Below are 21328 nucleotides of genomic sequence, written 5' to 3'. Positions count from 1 at the left end.
GGCCCCTCAGGGCCGGATGTTCTGGTTCAGCCGGAACAGGTTGCCCGGGTCGTACCGCCGCTTCAGTTCGGTCAGACGGGCGTAGTTGCCCCGGTAGTTGGCCTCGATCCGGTGCTGGTCGTCGTGGTCCATGAAGCCGATGTAGCCGCCCTCGTCGGAGTGCGGGGCGAGCGCGTCGTAGTAGCCGCGCACCCAGGCGGTGTCGGCCGCGTCGTCGGCCGGGTCGGTCCAGGCCGCGAGGATCACGGTGGCGAAGGTCGCCTCCCGGTGTGCGAAGGCCGTCGCGTCGGCGGGCACCCGGTGGCAGGCGCCGTTGATCGGGTAGATGTGCACCGCCGAGTGGACCGTGGGCACCCGCGGGCCGTGCTCGGTGTGCGCGGCGATCGCCGCGTCCGTCAGCTCGGTCGCGAAGGTGCCCTTCCAGTACTGCCGCAGGCCGGGCGGCAGCAGCGGGTCGAAGGCGGCGGCGAAGGCCGGGTACGGCACCGTGTCCACGCCCTCGGCGACCACCGGCGCGGCGTCCCGCAGCGGGGCCAGTACCGCCTCGGCCCGGTCCGGCGGCCCGGACCAGCACGGCACCAGCAGGATGAAGGAGTCGCCGACCCGGTCCTCGGGGAGGAACGGCAGCGGCGGCGCGACGTGGAAGCCGGGGAAGATGCCCAGCTCCTCGGGGGCCTCCCGGACGTACTCGCGGTAGAACCGCAGCACCTCGGCCGCGTGCTCCAGCTCGTAGACGAACGGCCCGGCGACCACGTCCTTGACCGGGCTCAGCCGGTACTCGAAGGACGTCACCACGCCGAAGTTGCCGCCACCGCCGCGCAGCGCCCAGAGGAGGTCCGGCTCCTGCTCCTCGCTCACCGTCCGGAACCGCCCGTCCGCGGTGACCACATCGGCCGAGACCAGGTTGTCGCAGCTCAGCCCCAGCCCCCGGGCGAGGTGGCCGAAGCCGCCGTTGAGGGTCAGCCCGGCGATGCCGGTGGTGGAGACGATCCCGCCGGTCACCCCGAGCCCGAAGACGTACCCGGCGTCGTTGAGGTCGCCCCAGGTGACGCCGCCCTCGCAGCGCGCCGTCCGGCCCACCGGGTCGATCCGGACGCCGTGCCGGTCGGAGAAGTCGATCACCAGGCCGCCGTCGCAGGTCCCGTAGCCGGGCGCGCTGTGGGCGCCGCCGCGCACCGCGAGTTCCAGGCCGGTCTCCCGGGCGAAGTCGACGGCAGCCATCACGTCCCCGGCGTTGGCCACCCGGACGACCGCCGCCGGCCGGCGGTCCACCGTGCCGTTGTAGACCCGGCGGGCCTGCTCGTAGCCCTCGTCGTCGGGCGTGATCACCGCGCCCCGTACACGCTCCCTCAAGCCGTCGACGGCGGGTCCGCCCATGACGACCACATCCTCGGGTACCGGCCGCCGCGCAGCCCCGTCCGGAGATCCCGGCGCCACAGCCCTCCTGGCCGTGGCAGGCGGGGCCGGGCAGGCCTGGTTCCACGCTACGTCGCGTGACCCCAAGGCTGGGCAAAATCCTTAGATGAAAGGGAAGTTGACCGTGACCACGGTGCGCTGCGGGCGGCGCTCGCCCGGGGCCGGGGACTGGCTGGAGACCTTGCCGGTGCCGAACAGGTTGACCCCGCTGCTCTGCATGGCGAACCCGGCGGCCTGCAGAGCCTTGGCGGCGTCGTCCTTGGACATCCCCGTGACGTCCGGGACGGCCACCATGCCCTTGCTGACCACCAGCGAGACCGGGGTGTTCTCCGGCACCTGCTGGCCGGCCACCGGCGAGCTGCTGATCACCGAGCCCTCCGGCACGGTGTCGTTGTACGTCTCGGTGACGCCGCCGCGCGCCAGCTGCACGCCGCTCAGGGCGGCGGCGGCCTGCTCGGCGGGCCGGCCGACCAGCTCGGGCACGGCGATCCGCTTCGGCCCCCGGGAGACGGTGACCCCGACCGCGTCGCTCTTGCGCGCCCGCGCCCCGACGCCGGGGTCGGTGGAGATCACCTGACCGGCCGGGACGCTCTCGCTGTACACCTCGGTGAACCGCCCGTGCATCCCGGCGCCGTCCAGGATCCGCTGCGCCTCGCCGCGGTCCTTGCCGATCACGCCCGGCACCGTCGTGTACAGCGCGCCGGAGAGCGCGTACGTGGTGCCGCCGACCAGCAGCACCAGCGCGGCCAGGACGGAGGTCCAGATCAGCGGCTTGCGCGGGAGCCGGCGCCACGGGCCGGGGCGGCGCCGGGTGCGCACCGGCGCGGGCTCGTCGTACGGGCGCGGTTCGGTGAGCAGCTGCTCCATCACCTCCGGCGGCACGTCCAGCACGCTGGTGCGCTCGACCGGGGGCGCGACCACGGCCGGCCGGATCACCGAGGTCGGCTCGTTGGTCGGGTACCGCGGGCTGGGCCGGGTGGAGGCCGGGGGCTCGGCGTCGAGCTGGGCGGGGGTGAGCGCGCGGCGGACCCGTTGCAGGGCGGCCAGCAGCTCGACCGCGTCGTACGGGCGGTCCCGCGGGTCGCGCGCGCAGGCCGCGGCGACTATCGCGTCCAGCTCGGGAACGACGCCCGGCACGGTCAGCGAGGGCGCCGGGACGTCCTCGTGCAGGTGGCGGTACATGACCTGGACGGGGTTCTCGCCGGTGTGCGGACGGTGGCCGGTGAGCAACTCGTAGAGCAGGATGCCGGCCGCGTAGACGTCCACCCGCTGGTCGGTCCCGGCGCCGGGTCGGATCTGTTCGGGGGCCAGGTAGGAGACGGTGCCGAGGACGGTGTCGGTGGTCGCGGTGCCGGAGCTCGCCGCGCCGTCGGCGGCGTTCAGCAGCCGGACCAGGCCGAAGTCGGCGACCTTCACCAGGCCGCCGTCGGTGATCAGCACGTTCTCGGGCTTGACGTCGCGGTGGACGAGACCGGCCCGGTGGGCGGCGCCGAGCGCGGCGAGCACCGGCTCCAGGACGTCCAGGGCGGCCCGGATGGAGAGCGCCCCCCGGTCGCGGAGCAGGTCGCGCAAGGTCCGGCCGGGCACGTACTCCATCGCGAGGAACACGTGGGCGCCGTCCGCGCCCTGGTCGAAGACGTTGACGACGTTGGGGTGCGCGAGCCGGGCGACCGCCTTGGCCTCGCGGATGAACCGGCCGGTGAAGTCCTCGTCGCCGGCGAGCGAGGGGTGCATCACCTTGACCGCCACGACCCGGTCGAGCCGGGTGTCGGTGCCCCGGTAGACGGTGGACATCCCGCCGGCCGCGATGCGCTGCTCGACCCGGTACCGGCCGTCGAGCAGGGTACCGATCAGCGGGTCGTCCAGTGCCATGTCCACCCGGCGAGTGTAGTGGGGGCGCCCGGCACCGGCCCCGGGAGACACCGCTCCCGGGGCGCTCTGTGCCCGGCTTGTGACACCGCCTAGAACGCCGGGCGCTCGCGGGTGTCCAGCGCGGCCCGGCCGGCCATCGCCGAGGAGGCCTCGGCGTGGAAGCGGCGCGGGATCCGGCCCGCCCGGTGGGCGAGCCGGCCGGCCTCCACGGCGTGCCGCATCGCGTCGGCCATCAGCACCGGCTCCTGGGCCCGGGTCACCGCCGAGGCGAGCATCACCGCGGCGCAGCCCAGCTCCATCGCCAGGGCCACGTCCGAGGCGGTGCCGGCGCCCGCGTCCAGGATCACCGGGACGGTCGCGCCCTCCACGATCAGCTGGAAGTTGTGCGGGTTGCGGATGCCCAGGCCGGAGCCGATCGGCGAGCCCAGCGGCATGATCGCCGCACAGCCGACGTCCTCCAGCTTCCGGGCCAGCACCGGGTCGTCGTTGGTGTAGGGCAGGACGGTGAAACCGTCGTCGACCAGTGTCTCGGCCGCGTCCAGCAGCTCGATCGGGTCGGGCAGCAGGGTCCGCTCGTCGGCGATCACCTCCAGCTTCACCCAGTCGGTGCCGAGCGCCTCACGGGCCAGCCGGGCCGTCAGCACGGCCTCACCGGCGGTGAAGCAGCCGGCGGTGTTGGGCAGCACGCGGATGCCGTTGCGGGTCAGCACGTCCAGGACGGAGCCCTGGGTGGTGGCGTCGACCCGGCGCATCGCCACGGTGGTCAGCTCGGTGCCTGAGACCCGCAGCGCCTGCTCCAGGACGTCCAGGCTGGGGGCGCCGCCGGTGCCCATGATCAGGCGTGAGCCGAAGGCCGTCCCGGCGATGGTGAACACGTCGTCGGCCATGGTCAGCCTCCCTGGACGGCGGTGAGGATCTCGACCCGGTCGCCCGCGGCCAGTCGCGTCAGCGGCCACGAGCCGCGCGGCACCACGGCCTCGTTGAGAGCGGCCGCGACGCCGGAGTTGGCCCGGCTGAGGGTGGTCACCACCTCGGCCAGGGTGGTGGCGGCGGGCACCCGGCGGGGCTCGCCGTTGACGGTGAGTTCGATCTCGCTCATGCGGGGACCTTCGTGGTGAAGCGGGTGGGGGAGAACGGCTCGGCGAGCGCGGGCGTCGTGCCGGTGACCAGGTACTCGGCGAGCAGGTCGGCCGTCACCGGGGTGAGCAGCACGCCGTTGCGGTAGTGGCCGGTGGCGGCGACCAGACCGGGCAGGGCGGTCGGCCCGAGCAGCGGCGCGTTGTCCGGCGAGCCCGGCCGCAGCCCGGCGGAGGTCTCCACCAGCGGCAGCTCGGTGATGCCGGGGACCAGCTCGTGGGCGTCGCGCAGCAGCTCGTACACCCCGCCGGCGGTGACGGTGGTGTCGTAGCCCTGCTCCTCGCTGGTGGCACCGATCACCAGCTCGCCGTCCTCGCGCGGCACCAGGTAGAGGTGTTGGCCGCGCACCACCGCGCGGACGTTGCGGGAGAGGAACGGCCGGTAGGCCGGCGGGATCCGCAGCCGCAGGATCTGGCCCTTCACCGGGCGGATCGCCGGCAGCACACCGGCGGGCAGGCCGGGCAGCAGATGGCTGCGGGAGCCGGCGGCGAGCACGACCCGGTCGGCGGTCAGGGTCTCCCCGGTGCCGAGCCGGACGCCGACGGCCCGGTCGCCCTCGACCAGCAGCTCGGCGGCCTCGGTGCGGTGCAGCCGCACGTCGGCCCGCTCGCAGGCGAGGACCAGCGCCGCGGCCAGCCGGCGGCCGTCCACCTGGTGGTCGTCGGTGACGTGCAGGCCGCCGCGGACGCCGGGGGCGAGCATCGGCTCCAGCTTGCGGGCCTCCCGGCCGGTCAGCCACTGCGAGTCGAGGCCGAGCCGCCCGTGGAAGGCGTGCAGCTCGCGCAGCTCCTCGCGGTCGTCGGAGTCGAGGGCGACGGCGACGGTGCCGCACCGGCGGTAGCCGGTGTCCCGGCCGCCGGAAGCCTCGGTGAGCTCGTCGGCGAAGGCCGCGTACCGCTCGTTGGAGGCCATCCCGAGGCGCAGCAACGGCTCCTCGCCGTACTGGAGTTCGGTGACGGGGGCCAGCATTCCCGCGGCCACCCGGGCGGCCCCGCCGCCCGGGTCGGGGTCGACCACCGCGATGTCCGTCAGTCCGCGCCGGGCCGCCCGCCAGGCGACGGCGAGGCCGATGATGCCGCCGCCGACGACCAGCACGTGGGCATGGGTACCTGCTGCCAAGCGTGTCAAAGTCGCTGCTCTCCCTTCGCCGGTATGACCCGGATCAGGTTCGGACGGTCGCAGGCCGTGCAAGCCCGCCTCTCAGCCCGGTCCGCCGGGCTCCCGTGATGGTGCCCCCACCATAACTCCGGGGGTCGCCGCCACCGAAGGCGCGTACGAGGGGCGGACGCGGGGCGCCCGAGGCCCTCTGGCGCCCCGTGCGCCCGCCAGTACAGTGACGGGCGTGGCAGAGCTGAGCGGGACGGATCAGGTGGTCGTGGTGGGGGCCGGGCTGGCCGGGGCGCACTGCGCCGCGGGCCTGCGGCAGGGCGGCTGGCGGGGGCGGATCGTGGTGGTCGGCGAGGAGCCGCACACCCCGTACGACCGGCCGCCGCTCTCCAAGGAGGTGCTGCTCGGCAAGGCCGACGCCACCCCGCTCGACCTCGACCTCGCGCAGCTCGGCGTCGAACTGCTCACCGGCCGCCGCGCCACCGGCCTCACCCCCGGCGTGCTGCGCACCGACGGCGGCGACCTGCCGTACGACGCCCTGGTGATCGCCACCGGCGCCGCCCCGCGCGCCCTGCCCGGCGCCGAGCGCGCCCACCTGCTGCACACCCTGGACGACGCGCTGGCGCTGCGCGCCCTGCTCCGGCCCGGCCTGCGCCTGGTCCTGGTGGGCGCGGGCTGGATCGGCGCCGAGGTGGCCACCGCCGCCCGGGCGGCCGGCTGCGAGGTCACCGTCGTCGAGGCCGGCCCGGCGCCCGTGCCCGGCGCGCTGCCGGCCGTGATCGGCGGGGCGATGGCGGCCTGGTACGCCGAGGCCGGGGTGGAGCTGCGCTGCGGGGTGGGCGTCGCGGCGGTCGAGTCCGGCGCGGTGCTGCTGGCGGACGGCTCGCACCTGCCCGCCGACGAGGTGGTGGTCGGCATCGGCGCCCGCCCGGCGACCGGCTGGCTGGCCGGCTCCGGGGTCGCGCTGGACGCCGCCGGCGCGATCCTGGTCGACGAGCGGCTGCGCACCACGCTGCCGGGCGTCCACGCGGCCGGCGACTGCGTGAGCTACCCGTCGGCCCGCGCCGGCGCCCGGCTGACCGTCCAGCACTGGGACCACGCGCTGCAGTCCGGTGCGGCGGCGGCCGCCGCCGTGCTCGGCGCGGAGGTGGCGTACGACCCGGTGCCGTACTTCTGGTCGGAGCAGTTCGGCCGGACGGTGCAGTACGCCGGGCGGCACGGCGAGGGTGACGAACTGCTCTGGCGCGGCTCCCCGCAGGACCCGTCCTGGGCGGTGCTCTGGCTGCGGGACGGCGTGCTGCGGGCCCTGCTGACGGTGGACCGCCCGCGCGATCTCACCCAGGGCCGCCGGCTGGTCGAGCGCGCCGCGGTGCTCGATCCGGTCCGCGCGGCGGACCCGGCGGTGGCCCTGAAGTCGGCCGTAGCGGGGTAGTCCGCGGGGCCGGTTGGTGCGCGGCGGGCCCCGGAGGTGGCAGTCTGGTGACGTGAGTGAGATCGAAAGCAAGATTGAATCCCTGGTCACCGACTGGATGTACCTGCCCGACATCTCGGAGCAGTGGGGGGTCCGGGTCACCGAGGTGCGCGACCTGGTCAAGAACGGCGGGCTGATCGCCGTCCGCCGCGGCCCGAACAGGTCGCTCCAGGTGCCGGCCGCCTTCATCGACGGCCCGGGCCTGGTCAAGCACCTGTCCGGCACCCTGACGGTGCTGCGCGACTGCGGGTACAACGACGCGGAGATCCTGGAGTGGCTCTTCACCGAGGACCCGTCGCTGCCCGGCAGCCCGATCCAGGCGCTGCAGGAGAACCGCGGCACCGAGGTGAAGCGCCGCGCCCAGGCGATGCTGATCTGATGGCGGCGGACACACCGCGCCGGCGCCTCGCCGACGCCCGGCTCTACCTCTGCACCGACGCGCGCCGCGAGCAGGGCGACCTCGCCGCGTTCCTGGACGCGGCGCTGGCCGGCGGGGTGGACATCGTCCAGCTCCGCGACAAGGGCCTGGAGGCCAAGCAGGAACTGGCGGCCCTGGAGGTCTTCGCCGACGCCTGCCGCCGCCACGGCAAGCTGCTCGCCGTCAACGACCGCGCCGACGTCGCGCACGCGGCCCGGCCCGACGTGCTGCACCTCGGGCAGGACGACCTGCCGGTGCCCGCCGCCCGGGCGATCCTCGGCGAGGACGTACTGATCGGCCGGTCCTGCCACGCCGAGTCCGAGGTCGACGCGGCGCTCGTCGAGCCCGGCGTCGACTACTTCTGCACCGGCCCGGTCTGGCCCACCCCGACCAAGCCGGGCCGCCACGCGCCCGGCCTCGGCCTGGTCTCGTACGCGGCGAAGCAGAGCACCGACCGGCCGTGGTTCGCGATCGGCGGCATCGACCTCGGCAACCTGGACGAGGTGCTGGCGGCCGGGGCGAGCCGGGTCGTGGTGGTCCGCGCGATCACCGCCGCGGACGACCCGCGGGCGGCGGCCGCCGCGTTCGCCCGGCGGCTGCGCGCGGTCTGATCCGGACGGCTGCCGCCGTTCCCGGTACGTCCGGGTGCCCGTTTTTCGGACACCCGGCTCAGTACTTGCGGACGGTGGCGGCCTCGGCCAGTGCCAGCAGCACCTCGCGGGCCCGCCGGTCGGCCAGCGGGGCCGCCTCCAGCGCGGCCAGCGACTGCCGCATCAGCTCCTCGATCCGCCGCTCCACCAGCTCGGGCGCGCCGCTGCGCCCGACCAGCTCGCGCAGCCGGGACACCTCCTCGGGCGCCAGGTCCGGCGCGCCGAGCCGGTCGTCCAGGTGGCGGGCGTCGGCGGCGGGCAGCCCCCGCATGGCGTGCGCGACCAGCAGCGTCCGCTTGCCCTCGCGCAGGTCGTCCCCGGCCGGCTTGCCGGTGACCGCCGGGTCCCCGAAGACGCCGAGCAGGTCGTCACGGAGCTGGAAGGCCTCGCCCAGCGGTAGGCCGAACGCGCCGTAAGCCTCGACCAGCTCCGGCCCGGCGCCCGCCAGCAGCGCGCCGACCTGCAGCGGCCGCTCGATCGTGTACTTGGCTGACTTGTAGTGCAGCACGGTCCGTGCCCGGTCCAGCGCGCCCTCGTCGGTGGAGTCCCCGGCGACCGGCTCCAGGACGTCCAGGTACTGGCCGACCATGACCTCGGTGCGCATCAGGTCGAACACCGGCTTGGCGGCCAGCACCGCGGCCGGGTCCAGGCCCGAGCGCAGGAACAGCTCGTCGCACCAGATCAGCAGCAGGTCGCCGAGGAGCACGGCCGCCGAGGCGCCGAACTGCTCGCGGTCGCCCCGCCAGCCGCTCGCGCGGTGCAGCGCCTCGAAGCGGCGGTGCACGGAGGGCAGGCCGCGCCGGGTGTCGCTGCGGTCCATCAGGTCGTCGTGGACCAGCGCGCTGGCCTGCAGCAGCTCCAGGGCGGCCGCGGCGTGCGCGATGGCCTCGCCGGCGGCCGGGCCGCCGGCGCCGCGCCAGCCCCAGTAGCAGAACGCCGGGCGCAGCCGCTTGCCGCCGTCCAGCAGGAAGTCGCGCAGGGCCTCGACGGCGGGCGCCAGCTGCGGGGAGATCTTCCCGAGCAGGGCCGACTGGCCGTCCATGAACCCGGCGAGCGCGGCGTTGACGCGCTCGCGCACGTCCTCCACGTCGATCGGGTTGGCCGGCCGGTTGCTGGACGAGGTCACGATGAGGCTCCGGAGGGTTCGCTGGGGGTCCGGCAAGCCTAGCCGGAGGGCCGCGAACGGCCGTCGGGCAGGGCCGTGCACCCGTTCGGACCGAAAGCGGACGGTCGTCCACCAGTTGTCTCAATACCTGGAACCGGGTTGTCCGTGTCCTTCGGCCGACGGTTAACCTGCCCCCATGGCACTCGGCATCGCTTCCACCAGAACAGACCGCGCTTCGACGGTCCGCGAGCTTCTGGCGGCCGGCAAGCGGTCCTTCTCCTTCGAGTTCATGCCCCCGCGGACCGAGGTCGGTGAGCAGCGCCTCTGGGACGCCATCCGCCGCCTCGAACCGCTCGACCCCAACTTCGTCTGCATGACGTACGGAGCCGGCGGCTCCTCGCGCGAGCGCACGGTCAACATGGTCGGGCGGATCGCCACCGAGACCACCCTCACCCCGGTGGCGCACCTGACCGCGGTGGACCACTCGGTCGCCGAGCTGCGCAACATCATCGGCCAGTACGCCGACCAGGGCGTGCGCAACGTCCTCGCGGTGCGCGGCGACCCGCCCGGCGACCCGACGGGCGAGTGGGTCAGCCACCCGGACGGCGTCACCTACGCCTACGAGCTGGTGGAGCTGATCAAGGGGATCGGCGACTTCTGCGTGGGCGTCGCGGCCTCGCCGAACATGCACCCGCGCTCGACCGACTGGGACGAGGACATCCGGCACTTCGTGGCGAAGATCCGCTCCGGGGCCGACTACGCGATCACCCAGATGTTCTTCGAGGTCGACGACTACCTGCGGCTGCGCGACCGGGTCGCGGCGGCGGGCTGCGAGGCGCCGATCATCCCGGAGATCATGCCGGTCACCAACGCCAAGCAGCTGGAGCGCTTCCCCCAGCTGAGCGGCTCGGCCTTCCCGCCCGACCTGGAGGAGCGGCTGCGCGCCGCGATCGACGACCCGGCCGCGCTGCGCGCGATCGGCATGGAGCACGCCACCGCGATGTCCGAGCGGCTGCTGGCGGAGGGCGCCCCCGGGCTGCACTTCATCACGCTCAACCACTCGACCGCGACGCTGGAGATCTACCAGAACCTCGGCCTGCACCAGCGCTGAGCGGGCCGCCGTTCCCGGCCGGCCGGGCCCGCCGTTCCGGCCGGGAACGCAATGCGGTACCCGGACCGTTCAACCGGTACAGTCGCCGAACACGCGCGGCGCGCGCGGGCACGCGACTGGAGGTAGCGGGCGGATGGGCATCGGATACCTGCTGCTGTACGGCGCGTTGGCGGTCGTGGCGCTCTGGCTGCTGGCCGAGCTGCTGCTGCAGAACCGCGCGCCGGTGCACTGGCGCGCCCTCGCCCTGACCGGCTTCCTCGGCGTGCCGGCCGGGATGGCGGCCGGTTCGGTCCCGCTGATCGGCGCGGGCGCGGCCCTCTTCGCGGTCGGCCAGACCCTCGTCACCCTCTCCGTGAAACGCGGCTACGCGGCCGGCTGGTCGCTGCGCCGGGCCGACGGCGGACTGCCCGGCCCGCTGGCCAGGGTGCCCCTGCTGGGCGCGCTGACCGGTGGCGCGGTGGTGGCCACCGCGGTGGCGGCCGACCGGATCGGCACGGTCAGCGCGGTCGAGGAGAGCCCGGCCCCGGCCCCGGTGGCCGAGGACGTCCCGGCCGTCGAGCAGACCGCCGCCTTCGAGATGCAGGAGATCGCCGCCGACGGCGTCTACACCCCCGGCTACTACGAGCAGCAGCAGCCCGCGCCACCGGCCCAGCCCGACCCCTACGCCGAGGCCTACCAGGCCGGCTACGACACCTCGCAGCAGCAGCCCGGCTGGGACGCGAACGGCCAGCAGCAGTGGCAGGCCCAGCAGCAGCCGGCCTTCGCCTACGACCAGGGCTACGGCACCTACCAGCAGCAGCCGGACCCGTACGCGGGCTACCAGCAGCAGCCGCAGGTGGACGCGTACGGCGGTTACCAGCAGCAGCCCGACCAGTACGGCTACGACCAGGCCCAGCAGGCGCAGCAGGCCCAGCAGCAGTGGCAGCAGCAGGCCGACCAGCAGCACCAGCCCTACCCGCAGCAGCAGGGCATCCCCCAGCAGCCGCAGTACGACCAGTACGGCTACCAGCAGCAGCCGACCTGGCAGCAGCAGGGCTGAGCCCCGCCCGCCGGGCCGGTCCGGAGCGGCTCAGGCCGGGCCGATGAGGTTGGCCGCGATGCAGGCCGACATGCCGACCCGGGCCAGCCCGCCGCCGGGGTGGGCGGCGCCGCCCACCAGGTAGAAGCCGGGTGCCTCCTCGGTCGGCGCCTGGAGGTAGGCGCCGCGCGCGCCCGCCAGGGCGGGCAGCGGGACGGAGCCGAGGAAGGAACCGGTCTCCCGCGCGGTGTCCGCCGGCGTCCGCACCACCCGCCAGAGCACCCGCTCACCGAGGCCCAGACCGGCCGCGTCCGCCTGCGCGACCATCCGGTCGGCGAAGCGCTCGGCGACGCCCGGTCCGGTCCAGTCGAAACCCATCGCCGGCGTGGTCGCGGTGAGCACCACGGCCTCGTGGCCGGCGGGGTGCAGCGAGGCGTCGTCCGGGCGCAGCACCTGGACGGTCGGCCGCTGGGCGAGCGGGGCGCCGGCGCGGAAGATCCCGTCCAGTTCGGCGGCGCGGTCGGCGGCGTGCACCACCGTCCGGTGCGCCGTCCCGGCGGGGCGCTCCCCGCGTAGGGCGAGCAGCACCACGACGCGGCCGGGGGCGTCGTGCAGCCGTTCCATCGACGACGGCCAGTCGTCCTGGGAGCCGGCCGTGCCGAGGTACTCCGAGAAGACCACCCGGGCGTCCATCGCGGAGACCACCACGTCGGCGTCGATCCGGCCGGCCGCGGTGTCGACGCCGCAGGCCCGGCCGTCCTTCTCCAGCACCTCGGCGACCCGGGTGTCGAAGCGGAACTCCACCCCGCGCCGCTCGCACCGCCGGTACACCGCGTCGGCCAGCGCCCGGATGCCGCCCCGGACGTACCAGACGCCGAAGGACTGCTCCATGTACGGCAGCACGGTGGCCCCGGCCGGCGCGGTGCGCGGGTCGAGGCCGAAGCGCAGGGCGTGCTCGTGCAGCAGGGCGGTCAGCCCGTCGTGGCCGCCGAGTCCACGGGCGGCCACGTCGGCGAGGGTCCACGCCCTGGCCCCGAACAGGCGGGCGAGGCGACCGGGCCGCGGCGCCGGGTACGGATCGGTGCGCAGCGGCGCGGTGTCGGCCGGCAGCGGCTCCTCCAGCAGCGGGCGGCGGGTGGCCTCCCAGACCGTGCGGCCGTGGTTCATCACCTCGGCCCAGCGGGCGCCCGAGCCGGTGCCGAACGCCGTGTCCAGCGCCTGGATCACCCCGCCGCGGGAGGCGTTGGGCAGCAGCAGGTCGGTGCCGTCGGGGAACAGGTGCCGGCTCTCCGGATCCACCGGCGCCAGCTCGACCAGCTGCTCCAGCGGCTCCCGGCCGGTCTTCAGCGCGAGGTCGCGGTAGACGGCCGGGAGGGTGAGCAGCCCGGGGCCGGTGTCGAAGGCGAAGCCGTCCCGCTCGTAGCGGCCGACCATGCCGCCGTACGTCCCGGTCGCCTCGCAGACCGTCACCCGGTGGCCGAGGGTCGCCAGCCGGGAGGCCGTCGCGAGCCCGCTCATTCCTGCGCCGATGATGACGATCCGTGCCATGGACCGCATCCTACGGCCGGGGGACGGGCACCTCCCGCGCCGGTCGCACGCCCGCCGCCCGGGCGGCCCGGCGCTCGCGGCGGCGGTCCCGGAAGCGGCGGATCCGGCTGATCGCGAACCAGACCAGCAGCAGGCCGACGGCCAGCAGCACGGCGGAGATCGAGGCGGCCACCCACGGGTGGAAGATCGCCAGCGTGACCAGACCGGCGACCGAGAGGTCCTCGGCCAGGCTCACCACGATGTTGCTGGCCGGCTCGGGCGAGGTGTTGACCGCCATCCGCAGCGAGGCCTTCACCAGGTGGCTGACCAGCGCCGTGGTCCCGCCCATCGCCCCCGCCGCGACCTCGCCCAGCGAGCCCGGGTCGGCACTGGCCAGCAGCGCGCCGACGGTGGCGCCCGCGATCGGGCGGATCACGGTGTGGACGCCGTCCCAGACGCTGTCCACGTACGGGATCTTGTCGGCCACCGCCTCCAGCAGGAACAGCACCGCGGCGGCGGCCAGCACATCGGTGCGCTCCAGCGCGGCCGGCACCGACTCGGCGCCGCCGAACCGGCCGAGCAGCCCGAGCAGCAGCACCACCGCGTACGCGTTGATCCCGCTCGCCAGCCCGCTGGTGAAGATCAGCGGAACGATCGTCATCCGTTCCTCCTCGTGGCGCCCGCCGGGATCCGCCCGGCTCGCCGTACCGTACCGGGACGCCGGCCGGGCGGCTCGCGGTTCCAGCCCCGGACGGACTGAGTACGGATACTCAGAAACCCGGTTGAGTACCTGAGCGGATGGCCCCCGACCTGCGGAGACGGGACAGTAGGGGCACCGGGACGGCGGCGCGTCGGGCGCTGAGGTCCCGGGACGGCGGACAGGTGCCGTCCAGCGGGCACGGGGGCCGCGGACGTCACCGGAAGGTCCGTACGGGAGCCGGTCGCAGGCCGCGCACCGCCGACACGGGGCGGCGGAGCGCGGTCAGGGGGGAACCGGTGACCCGGAGGGGGCTCCGGAGCGGCGGCCGTGGGGGGCGGCGCTCCGGCGGGGTGCGGGGCGGTGGGACGCGGGGCCGACGGGGGCGGCCGGCGGGCCGCCGCCCGCACGCGGATCCGCCGCGCGGCCGCGTTGTCAGTGGCCCAGGTCACGATGGAGGAGCACGGACCACCCGGTCCGCGCGCTGCCTCGGACCGGGGGAGACCATGACCATCAGCCGTCCTGAGCCCGTCACCACCCGCCTCCACTCCGCCGCCCACCGCCCGGACGCCCACCGCCCCGCCACCGGGGACGTCCACCCGGTGGTGCGCCGGATCGCCGCTCCGCCCGCCGCCCTCGACCTGCTCGCCGACGCGCACCGCACCCTCGCCGGAGCCCGCGCCCGGGAGGACCCGCTGGAGCGGTACGCCGCCGCCCACCTCGCCGCGCTGCGCACCGTCGCCGCGGTGCTCGCCGCGCGCGGCCGGCCGGAGAAGAACGCCAGGCGCCGCCAGGCCATCCGCAGCGCCTGGGAGGTGCTGCCCGAGATCGCCCCGGAGCTCGCCGAATGGGCGGTGTACTACGCGGCCGGCGCCCGCCGCCGGGCCGCGGCCGAAGCCGGGATCCGGGGCGCCGCCTCGGCCCGCGACGCCGACGACCTGATCCGCAACTCCGCGCTCTTCCTGCGGCTGGTCGAACGGCTGCTCGGCCTGCACCCGGTGCCGCCCGCCCCGCGGCTGCCCCTGGACGACGGCCCGGGCGACGGCCGCGACCCGGGTCCGCGGCGGTGACCGGCGGCACGGTCCGGCTCCCGGCCCGGTCTAAGGTGGAGGCATCCTGATCCATCTGCACGTGCCAAGGAGCCCGACCTTGTACCCGACGCGTCCCCGCAGCGCCCTGCGTACCGCCGTGGTGTGGGAGGTGGTGCGGGCAGCCCTGGAGAAGCGGGCGGCCGAGCTGGACCAGCCCGTGCTCGACGTGGTCGACACCGGCGGCGGCACCGGCAACTTCGCGGTGCCGGTCGCCCGGCTCGGCCACCGGGTGACCGTGGTCGACCCGAGCCCCGACGCGCTGTTCGCGCTGGAGCGCCGGGCCGCCGAGGCCGGGGTCACCGACCTCGTCCGCGCCGTCCAGGGCGACACCCAGACGCTGCCCGAGCTGGTCGCCCCCGGCACCGTCGACGCGGTGCTCTGCCACGGGGTGCTGGAGGTCGTGGACGACCCGGCCGAGGCGCTCGGCAGCCTGGCCGCCGCCCTGCGCCGCGGCGGCTTCGTCAGCCTGCTCGCCGCCAACCGCAACGGCGCGGTGCTGGCCCGCGCCCTGGCCGGCCACTTCACCGACGCCCGTACCGTCCTGGAGGCCGACGACGGCCGCTGGGGCGCGAGCGACCCGATGCCGCGCCGCTTCAGCGGCGAGGAGCTCGGCCGGCTGGCCGCCGGCGCCGGCCTGCGGGTGGACTCGGTGCACGGCGTCCGGGTCTTCGCCGACCTGGTGCCCGGCGTCCTGGTGGACACCGAGCCGGGCGCGCTGGAGGCGCTGCTCAAGCTGGAGGAGGCCGCCGCCGAGCAGCCGGCCTTCCACGCCGTGGCGACCCAGCTCCACCTGCTGGCCACGCTGGCCTGACCCCGGTTCCTCCCGCCGTTCTCCGGCGGGTCTCCTCGCGATCCGCGCGGAAGCTCCCCAGGTCCCGGCCGATTCCACGCCGTCGGGCACTTGTCCGGTGTCGGCCGCGTTGAGCCCTGTGCGGCCGGGTGCGGCCCGGTACGGCCCGGCCCACGCGCGGCCGACCGCCCCGCAACGAGCCTGTGGACCGTATGATCTGGGTAAAGCCGGAAAGCATGACAGCCGGATGCATGGGGCATATGGACGACACGGGCCTGGGCCCCCGTACAGGCGTCCGACCGCGTGTTCTGAAGGCTGATTGGACTTTGCCTCCCCGACCGGGGCGGCGGACCGGTCGCACCGGCGACCGACGAGTAGGAGGACTCCGTGCCGCTCTCGGAGCACGAGCAGCGACTGCTCGACCAGATGGAGCGAGCGCTGTATGCCGAAGATCCCAAATTCGCGACGGCGCTTGAGGGAACCGGGCTGCGCACCTACACCCGTCGGCGGGTCTACCTGGCTGTCGGCGGCTTCGTGGTGGGCATCGGGCTGCTGATGGGCGGCATGGTCGTGCCGGACCAGATCTGGGTCAGCGTGGTCGGGTTCCTGGTGATGCTGGGGTGCGCCGTCTTCGCCGTCACCGGCTGGCGGCGCGGGCCCGCGGGGCAGGCCTCCGGCCCGCGGCCGGCCGCGGCACCGCGCCGCAAGGCGGGGGTGATGGACCGGGTGGAGCAGCGCTGGCAGCGCCGCCGGGACGAACAGACCGGCGGCTTCTGAGCCACCGGCCGAACCGTAACGCCACGAGGGCGGGCAGTCGATCCGACTGCCCGCCCTCGGCGTTCCCCTCGTGTGCCCGGTGTCGGCGTTCCGTGTGCGTCCGGTGTCAGGACGGCGTCCGGTCGCCTCCGCCGCGGCGGCGCAGCCGGCCCAGCACCCGCCGCGACGGCGCGGCCGCCCGGGAGGCCAGGCCGCGCGTCGCGAGCCGGGCGGCCACGACCGCGTCCGAGAACCGCCACCAGAGCGTGGCGGCGGACGGCGGCAGCAGCGCCGCCTTCGTCCGGCCGACCCTGCCAACGCCGGCCCGCAGGCCGTCCCGGGCGGTCCGGACGTCCGCCGCCAGGGGCTCGGACACCTCGGCGGAGCGGGCGTAGAGCACCCGTTCGGTGGCCAGCGCCACCCGCCCGGCGGCGGCCGCCGAGGCCTCGTCCAGCTCGGCGGCCTCGGCGATCCGGCGAGCGGCGGCGCGCGGGGTCTGCGAATCGACCGGCGGGATGCCGAGGTCCCAGGCGGAGTCGATCAGCTCGTCCCAGGCGGCGAGCACCTGGGCGTCGGTCGGCCCGGCCGGGCCGTCCTCGCCGGGCCGGCGCCGTCCGCCCGTGCCGAGCCGGCGGCGGCGCAGCCGCTCCCGCCAGATCATCGGGGTGAACAGCAGGGCGAGCAGCGCCAGTACGGCGGCCAGGGTGGTCAGCACCTGCCAGGACAGCAGCCAGGAGTCCTGGTGGGCGCCGGCCGCGGCCTTGCCGTCGTTCCCGCACTCGCCCATCCGGCGCAGCTTGGGGTCGCAGTCGCTGCTGCTGGAGGGCGCCGCGACCGGCGCGGTGCTCTGCGCGGCGGCGGTCGGCTGCTGGGTCGGCGCGGTGGCGGGTGCGGCGACCGGCGCGGTGTAGCGGGGCTGCACGCCGCGGGTCGGCGTGGGCTCGAAGCGCAGCCAGCCGAAGCCCTGGAAGTAGAGCTCGGGCCAGGCGTGGTACATCAGCCCGTTCACCGAGTACCGGTCGTTGCCCTTGGCGTCGCCCGGGGTGAAGCCGACCGCGACCCGGGCGGGGATGCCCAGGGTGCGGGACATCGCCGCCATCGTGGAGGCGAAGTGCACGCAGAAGCCCTTGCGGTCGCGCAGGAAGGTCTCGATCGCGGTGCTGCCGGTACCGGCCTTGATCTTGGTGCTGTAGGTGAACTCGGAGCTGGTGAACCAGTCCTGCAGCGCGAGCGCGCGGTCGTACGCGGTGGACGCGTTCCGGGTGACCTCCTGCGCCTTCTCCCGGACCGAGGCCGGCAGGTCCTTGGGCAGCTGGGTGTAGTGGTCGGAGATCTTCGGCGGTACCGATCCCACGCTGCGCAGCTCGGCCGCGGTGGGCCGGATGTCGAGTGCGGTGGCCTGGTAGCGCAGGCCCTTGATGGCCTTGTCCCGGTCCGGGAGCACGGTGCCGGTGAGGGTGTCCACCCGCCAGTCGCCGGGGTTGGGGACGCTGACGCCGGCGGCCGGGTACGGCAGCGGCAGCCAGCCCGACTCCAGCTTGTCGGAGGCCTGGAAGTCGCCCGACTCCGACGGGACGTTGGTGCTCGCCAGGCCTTCCGGCGGGGCGAAGGTGGTCTTGAGCTCGGTCACCCCGGGGTTGCTGAGCTTCCACGCGGTGCCGTCGAACTCGTCCAGCGAGCCGGTGCGCAGGTAGGCGGTGTCGGCGAGGCTGCTGTCCATCCGGTAGGTGAGCAGCTCGACGTTGCTGGGGGTGGCCAGGGCCGCCTCCAGGGTCACCAGCGGGTCGAGGGTGGTGATGCCGCCGCCGGCGCCGCCGGCGGCCGTGCCGCCGGACGGACCGGTGTGGATCAGCCCGCCCTCCCAGCGCGGCAGGAAGGCCGGGACCAGCAGGGCCACCGCGAGGGCCAGGACGCCGATCCGCCGGCCGCCCTGGCTGAGCGCGCCGGAGCCCTCGCCCTGGCGCGAGGTGCCGCGGAAGATCCGGCCCCAGCGGGAGACCCGGTCCTGGCCCTCCGCGAAGAGCAGCACCAGGTAGCCGGCGGCGGCGAGGCCGAACCAGGCCCAGCTGCCGCCGTCGCCGGCCAGCCCGTTGCCCACCGAGTAGAGCGCCAGCAGCGGCAGCCCGGCCAGCGCGGAGCGGCGGTAGGTGACCGCGACGGTGTCCACCGCGATGGCGATCAGACCGACGGAGGCGACCAGGATCAGCCGCAGGCCCGGGTTGGGCGGCGCGGGGATGCTGTACTCCCGGATGTCGTCCAGCCCCTGGCCGAGGACCTGCGCCAGGGTGTGCACCGACTGGGTGCCGGGCAGCACGCCGCCCCAGAGCGCGGTCGAGCTGGCGAAGCCGACCAGCAGCAGGACGGTCAGCACGAGCAGCTGCCCGAGCGGCACCGTCCAGCGGTAGAACGGGGTCCGGCGCAGGCCCGCGCCGGCCGCCGCGACCACGGTGACGACCAGGTAGGCGTGGGTGATCCAGCCCTTGGTGGTGAGCAGCGGGAGCAGGCAGAGCGAGGCCAGGGCGGTGGCCAGCGCCGAGTAGACGGTCAGTTTGGCCCGGGTGGTCACGCGCCGGCCTCATCTCGGTAGGGGGAGGGCGACTCGGTCCGGTCGGCGGCCTGCCAGAGCTCCGGCGCGGAGTCCCCGGCGCGGACCGGCAGGACGGTCCAGCCGGCCTCGCGCAGCTGCCGCACCCGGGCACGGAACTCGTCCCCGCCGGTGTCGGGCGCGAGCATCCGCAGGCCGGACCAGGTGCCGGTGTCGAGCAGGAAGACGACGGCGCCGCCGGTCCGGCCCCGCAACCGGGCCAGCCGGGCCGTCTGGGCCTCGTCCAGCTCGCCGAGCACGGCGACCAGCAGGCCCTCGCCGGAGCTGCGCAGGGGCTCCTCGGCCCGGGAGAGCCCGCCGCCGTCGGAGAGGTCGACCACCGCGAGCGCGTCCAGGATCAGGCCGGAGGCGTCGGCGGCGGTGTTGCCGCCGCCGGCGTCCGGGCCGGGCACGCAGTGGCCGGTGTCGGTGAGCAGCCGGGTCTGGTAGCCGCGCTCCAGCAGGTGCGCGGCGACCGAGGCCGCGCAGCCGACCGCCCATTCGAAGGAGGACGCCGGGCCGCTGCCCCGGTGGCCGGACTCCCGGGTGTCCAGCAGGACGGTGGCCCGGGCCTTCTTCGGCTGCTCCTCGCGGCGGACCATCAGCTCGCCGTACCGGGCGGTGGACTTCCAGTGCACCCGGCGCAGGTCGTCGCCGTGCCGGTACTCGCGCAGGATGACGTCGTCGTCACCGGCCAGCGCCAGGGTGCGGGTGCGGCTCTCGCCCTGGCCGACCCACTCGCCGCTGAGCCGCACCTGCGGCAGCTGCTGCACCTGCGGCACGACGGTGAGGACGTCCGAGGCGGTGAAGGAACGATTGACCTCGCACATCCCGAACGGGTCGGAGAGCCGCAGCTGGAGCGGGCCGAGCGGGTAGCGGCCGCGCAGGTCGGAGCGGACCCGGTAGGACACCTCGCGGTGGCCGTGCGGCTCGACCCGGTCCAGGACGAAGCGCGGGCGCGGCCCGAGCACGTACGGGACCTTGTCCTCCAGCAGCAGCAGGCCGGTGGGGACCCGGGAAACGTTGTCCACCCGCAGGTGGACGCGGGCCTCGTGGCCGGCGACGGCCCGGCGCGGGCTGAGCCGGCGTCCACTGGCCACCCGGTAGCGGGTGTTGGCCAGCAGCAGCGCGGCGGCCAGCGGCAGCGCCGCGAGCAGGACGCCGACGCGCAGCAGCGCGTCCTGGTCGAGCACGTAGGCGCAGACCACCGAGGTGGCCCCGGCGGCGAGGAAGGAGCGACCCCGGGTGGTGAGGCCGTTCAGGCCGGCGCGCAGGCCCGACGGTGCGTCGGACGGTCCCACCTCAGCCCCTCCGCAGGGCCGGGCCGGCCTGGCCCTGCGGGCGCGGCAGCGGCAGCCGGGCGACCAGGTCGGTCACGATCTGCTCGGCGGTGCGCCGGCTCAGCTGGGTCTCGGCGGTCGGCATCAGGCGGTGCGCGAGCACCGGGACGGCCAGGCGCTGGATGTCGTCCGGGGTGACGTAGTCGCGCCCGTCCAGCGCGGCGGCGGCGCGGGCGGCCCGCACCAGGTGCAGGGTGGCGCGCGGCGATGCGCCGAGCCGCAGCTCGTGGCTGTTCCGGGTGGCGCCGACCAGGTCGACGGCGTAGCGGCGGACCGGGTCGGCGACGTGCACGGTGCGCACCAGGTCGATCAGCTTGAGGATGTCGGCGGCGTGCGCGACCGGCTGGAGGTCGTCCAGCGGGCTGGCGCCGCCGTGCACGTCGAGCATCGCGAACTCGGCCTCGGGGCTCGGGTAGCCGATCGAGATCCGGGCCATGAAGCGGTCCCGCTGGGCCTCCGGGAGGGGGTAGGTGCCCTCCATCTCGACCGGGTTCTGGGTGGCGACCACCATGAACGGCGACGGCAGCTCGTAGCTGGTGCCGTCGATGGTGACCTGGCGCTCCTCCATCGACTCCAGCAGCGCGGACTGGGTCTTCGGCGAGGCCCGGTTGATCTCGTCGCCGACCACGATCTGCGCGAAGATCGCGCCCGGGCGGAACTCGAAGTCGCGCTGGTGCTGGTCGAAGATGTTGGTGCCGGTGACGTCGGAGGGCAGCAGGTCCGGTGTGAACTGGATGCGGCGCACCGTGCAGTCGACGGACCGGGCGAGTGCCTTGGCCAGCATGGTCTTGCCGACGCCGGGCACGTCCTCCAGCAGCAGGTGGCCCTCGGCGAGCAGCACCGTCAGCGCGATCCGGACGGCCTCCGGCTTGCCCTCGATCACGCTCTCGATGTTGGCCCGGACCCGTTCCACCACGGCGGCGAGCTCGGGCAGGCCGACCGGGTGGTACCCCTTCGTCCCCCGGTCGCCCCCCGGACGACCTTCGAGACCGGCCTGATCGTTGTAGCTCGTCACCCGTACGCTCCCTGGCACACTGCGCCCGCCTCACCCCGAGGCGGGCCCCCACCCCATGCTGGACGCGGCTCCTCGGGAAGCGGTTCCGTGGCGGGAGCCGGTGCCGTCGTGGGGGCCTGCGGCTGGCCGCCCCAGGTGGTTCGGGGTCCGACCGGCAGGCGCATTCTCCCCCGGGTGGTGGCCAGAAGTCACCACCCGGCCGAAAGCGCCCGGGAAGCCGCGG

General features: G+C 75.3%; 19 protein-coding genes and 1 riboswitch. Of the genes, 8 read left to right on the top strand and 11 right to left on the bottom strand.

From position 1 onward, the window contains the following. Window positions 1–6: 6 nt before the first annotated feature. From OG618_RS11670 to thiO, 5 genes are all read right to left on the bottom strand, one after another. Window positions 7–1377 carry an FAD-binding oxidoreductase gene (locus OG618_RS11670; protein WP_329487280.1) on the bottom strand — a complete coding sequence of 457 codons (1371 nt, stop codon included), beginning with the start codon at window positions 1375–1377 and terminating at the stop codon, window positions 7–9. A 141-nt stretch (window positions 1378–1518) separates the two neighbouring features. Then, window positions 1519–3288, bottom strand: coding sequence for a Stk1 family PASTA domain-containing Ser/Thr kinase (gene pknB / locus OG618_RS11665; RefSeq protein ID WP_329492081.1), 1770 nt, complete (start codon window positions 3286–3288; stop codon window positions 1519–1521). 89 nt (window positions 3289–3377) lie between these two features. After that, window positions 3378–4175 (bottom strand): thiazole synthase, encoded by a 798-nt coding sequence (locus OG618_RS11660; RefSeq protein ID WP_329487279.1) that lies wholly within the window; start codon window positions 4173–4175, stop codon window positions 3378–3380. Between the two features lie 2 nt (window positions 4176–4177). Further along, complete coding sequence (gene thiS / locus OG618_RS11655) at window positions 4178–4387, bottom strand: sulfur carrier protein ThiS (RefSeq protein WP_329487278.1); 210 nt, start codon at window positions 4385–4387, stop codon at window positions 4178–4180. Further along, window positions 4384–5544, bottom strand: coding sequence for a glycine oxidase ThiO (gene thiO / locus OG618_RS11650; protein ID WP_329487277.1), 1161 nt, complete (start codon window positions 5542–5544; stop codon window positions 4384–4386). The genes thiS and thiO overlap by 4 nt, the downstream gene beginning before the upstream one ends. Before the next feature lie 3 nt (window positions 5545–5547). Next, window positions 5548–5660: riboswitch (TPP riboswitch) on the bottom strand. Between the two features lie 98 nt (window positions 5661–5758). Here thiO and OG618_RS11645 point away from each other — a divergent pair. Genes OG618_RS11645 through thiE form a run of 3 tightly spaced genes read left to right on the top strand, consistent with a single transcriptional unit; the run spans window position 5759 to window position 8032 of the window. Beyond that, window positions 5759–6964 carry an NAD(P)/FAD-dependent oxidoreductase gene (locus OG618_RS11645; protein ID WP_329487276.1) on the top strand — a complete coding sequence of 402 codons (1206 nt, stop codon included), beginning with the start codon at window positions 5759–5761 and terminating at the stop codon, window positions 6962–6964. Window positions 6965–7016: 52 nt separating this feature from the next. Beyond that, complete coding sequence (locus tag OG618_RS11640) at window positions 7017–7382, top strand: Rv2175c family DNA-binding protein (protein ID WP_329487275.1); 366 nt, start codon at window positions 7017–7019, stop codon at window positions 7380–7382. Then, on the top strand, window positions 7382–8032 hold the full coding sequence (gene thiE, locus OG618_RS11635; RefSeq protein WP_329487274.1) for a thiamine phosphate synthase: 651 nt from the start codon (window positions 7382–7384) through the stop codon (window positions 8030–8032). The genes OG618_RS11640 and thiE overlap by 1 nt, the downstream gene beginning before the upstream one ends. Window positions 8033–8090: 58 nt before the next feature. Here thiE and OG618_RS11630 read toward each other — a convergent pair whose 3' ends face one another. After that, on the bottom strand, window positions 8091–9197 hold the full coding sequence (locus OG618_RS11630) for a polyprenyl synthetase family protein (RefSeq protein ID WP_329487273.1): 1107 nt from the start codon (window positions 9195–9197) through the stop codon (window positions 8091–8093). A gap of 175 nt (window positions 9198–9372) precedes the next feature. Between OG618_RS11630 and metF the strand changes: the two genes are divergently transcribed. Together metF and OG618_RS11620 are read left to right on the top strand one after the other, a co-directional pair. Then, window positions 9373–10287, top strand: coding sequence for a methylenetetrahydrofolate reductase [NAD(P)H] (metF, locus tag OG618_RS11625; protein ID WP_329487272.1), 915 nt, complete (start codon window positions 9373–9375; stop codon window positions 10285–10287). A gap of 133 nt (window positions 10288–10420) precedes the next feature. Then, complete coding sequence (locus OG618_RS11620) at window positions 10421–11326, top strand: hypothetical protein (RefSeq protein WP_329487271.1); 906 nt, start codon at window positions 10421–10423, stop codon at window positions 11324–11326. Between the two features lie 30 nt (window positions 11327–11356). On the opposite strand, the gene OG618_RS11615 is transcribed toward OG618_RS11620, so the two are convergent. Further along, on the bottom strand, window positions 11357–12853 hold the full coding sequence (locus tag OG618_RS11615; protein ID WP_329487270.1) for a phytoene desaturase family protein: 1497 nt from the start codon (window positions 12851–12853) through the stop codon (window positions 11357–11359). Between the two features lie 10 nt (window positions 12854–12863). Continuing rightward, the gene (locus OG618_RS11610) at window positions 12864–13493 is read right to left on the bottom strand and encodes a DUF4126 domain-containing protein (protein ID WP_329487269.1); all 630 of its coding nucleotides are present in this window, start codon (window positions 13491–13493) and stop codon (window positions 12864–12866) included. 542 nt (window positions 13494–14035) lie between these two features. Here OG618_RS11610 and OG618_RS11605 point away from each other — a divergent pair. The 3 genes from OG618_RS11605 (at window position 14036) to OG618_RS11595 (ending at window position 16187) form a co-directional block, all read left to right on the top strand. Then, on the top strand, window positions 14036–14599 hold the full coding sequence (locus OG618_RS11605; RefSeq protein ID WP_329487268.1) for an SAV_6107 family HEPN domain-containing protein: 564 nt from the start codon (window positions 14036–14038) through the stop codon (window positions 14597–14599). A gap of 79 nt (window positions 14600–14678) precedes the next feature. Further along, a complete protein-coding gene (locus OG618_RS11600) occupies window positions 14679–15431 on the top strand; it encodes a methyltransferase domain-containing protein (RefSeq protein ID WP_329487267.1) in 753 nt (250 codons plus the stop codon). A 366-nt stretch (window positions 15432–15797) separates the two neighbouring features. Beyond that, window positions 15798–16187 (top strand): DUF3040 domain-containing protein, encoded by a 390-nt coding sequence (locus tag OG618_RS11595; RefSeq protein WP_329487266.1) that lies wholly within the window; start codon window positions 15798–15800, stop codon window positions 16185–16187. 106 nt (window positions 16188–16293) lie between these two features. Here OG618_RS11595 and OG618_RS11590 read toward each other — a convergent pair whose 3' ends face one another. The 3 genes from OG618_RS11590 to OG618_RS11580 are packed head-to-tail and all read right to left on the bottom strand — an operon-like array spanning window position 16294 to window position 21105. Beyond that, a complete protein-coding gene (locus OG618_RS11590) occupies window positions 16294–18732 on the bottom strand; it encodes a transglutaminase family protein (protein ID WP_329487265.1) in 2439 nt (812 codons plus the stop codon). Beyond that, complete coding sequence (locus tag OG618_RS11585) at window positions 18729–20051, bottom strand: DUF58 domain-containing protein (RefSeq protein ID WP_329487264.1); 1323 nt, start codon at window positions 20049–20051, stop codon at window positions 18729–18731. The genes OG618_RS11590 and OG618_RS11585 overlap by 4 nt, the downstream gene beginning before the upstream one ends. Window position 20052: 1 nt before the next feature. Then, window positions 20053–21105: an AAA family ATPase gene (locus tag OG618_RS11580; protein WP_380382775.1), complete on the bottom strand. Its 1053-nt coding sequence runs from the start codon at window positions 21103–21105 to the stop codon at window positions 20053–20055. Between the last annotated feature and the right edge of the window lie 223 nt (window positions 21106–21328).

The organism is Kitasatospora sp. NBC_01246, from assembly GCF_036226505.1.
Taxonomy (GTDB): domain Bacteria; phylum Actinomycetota; class Actinomycetes; order Streptomycetales; family Streptomycetaceae; genus Kitasatospora.
The sequence above is the reverse complement of the archived record's forward strand: the minus strand, read 5'-3'. Positions and strand labels throughout refer to the sequence as shown.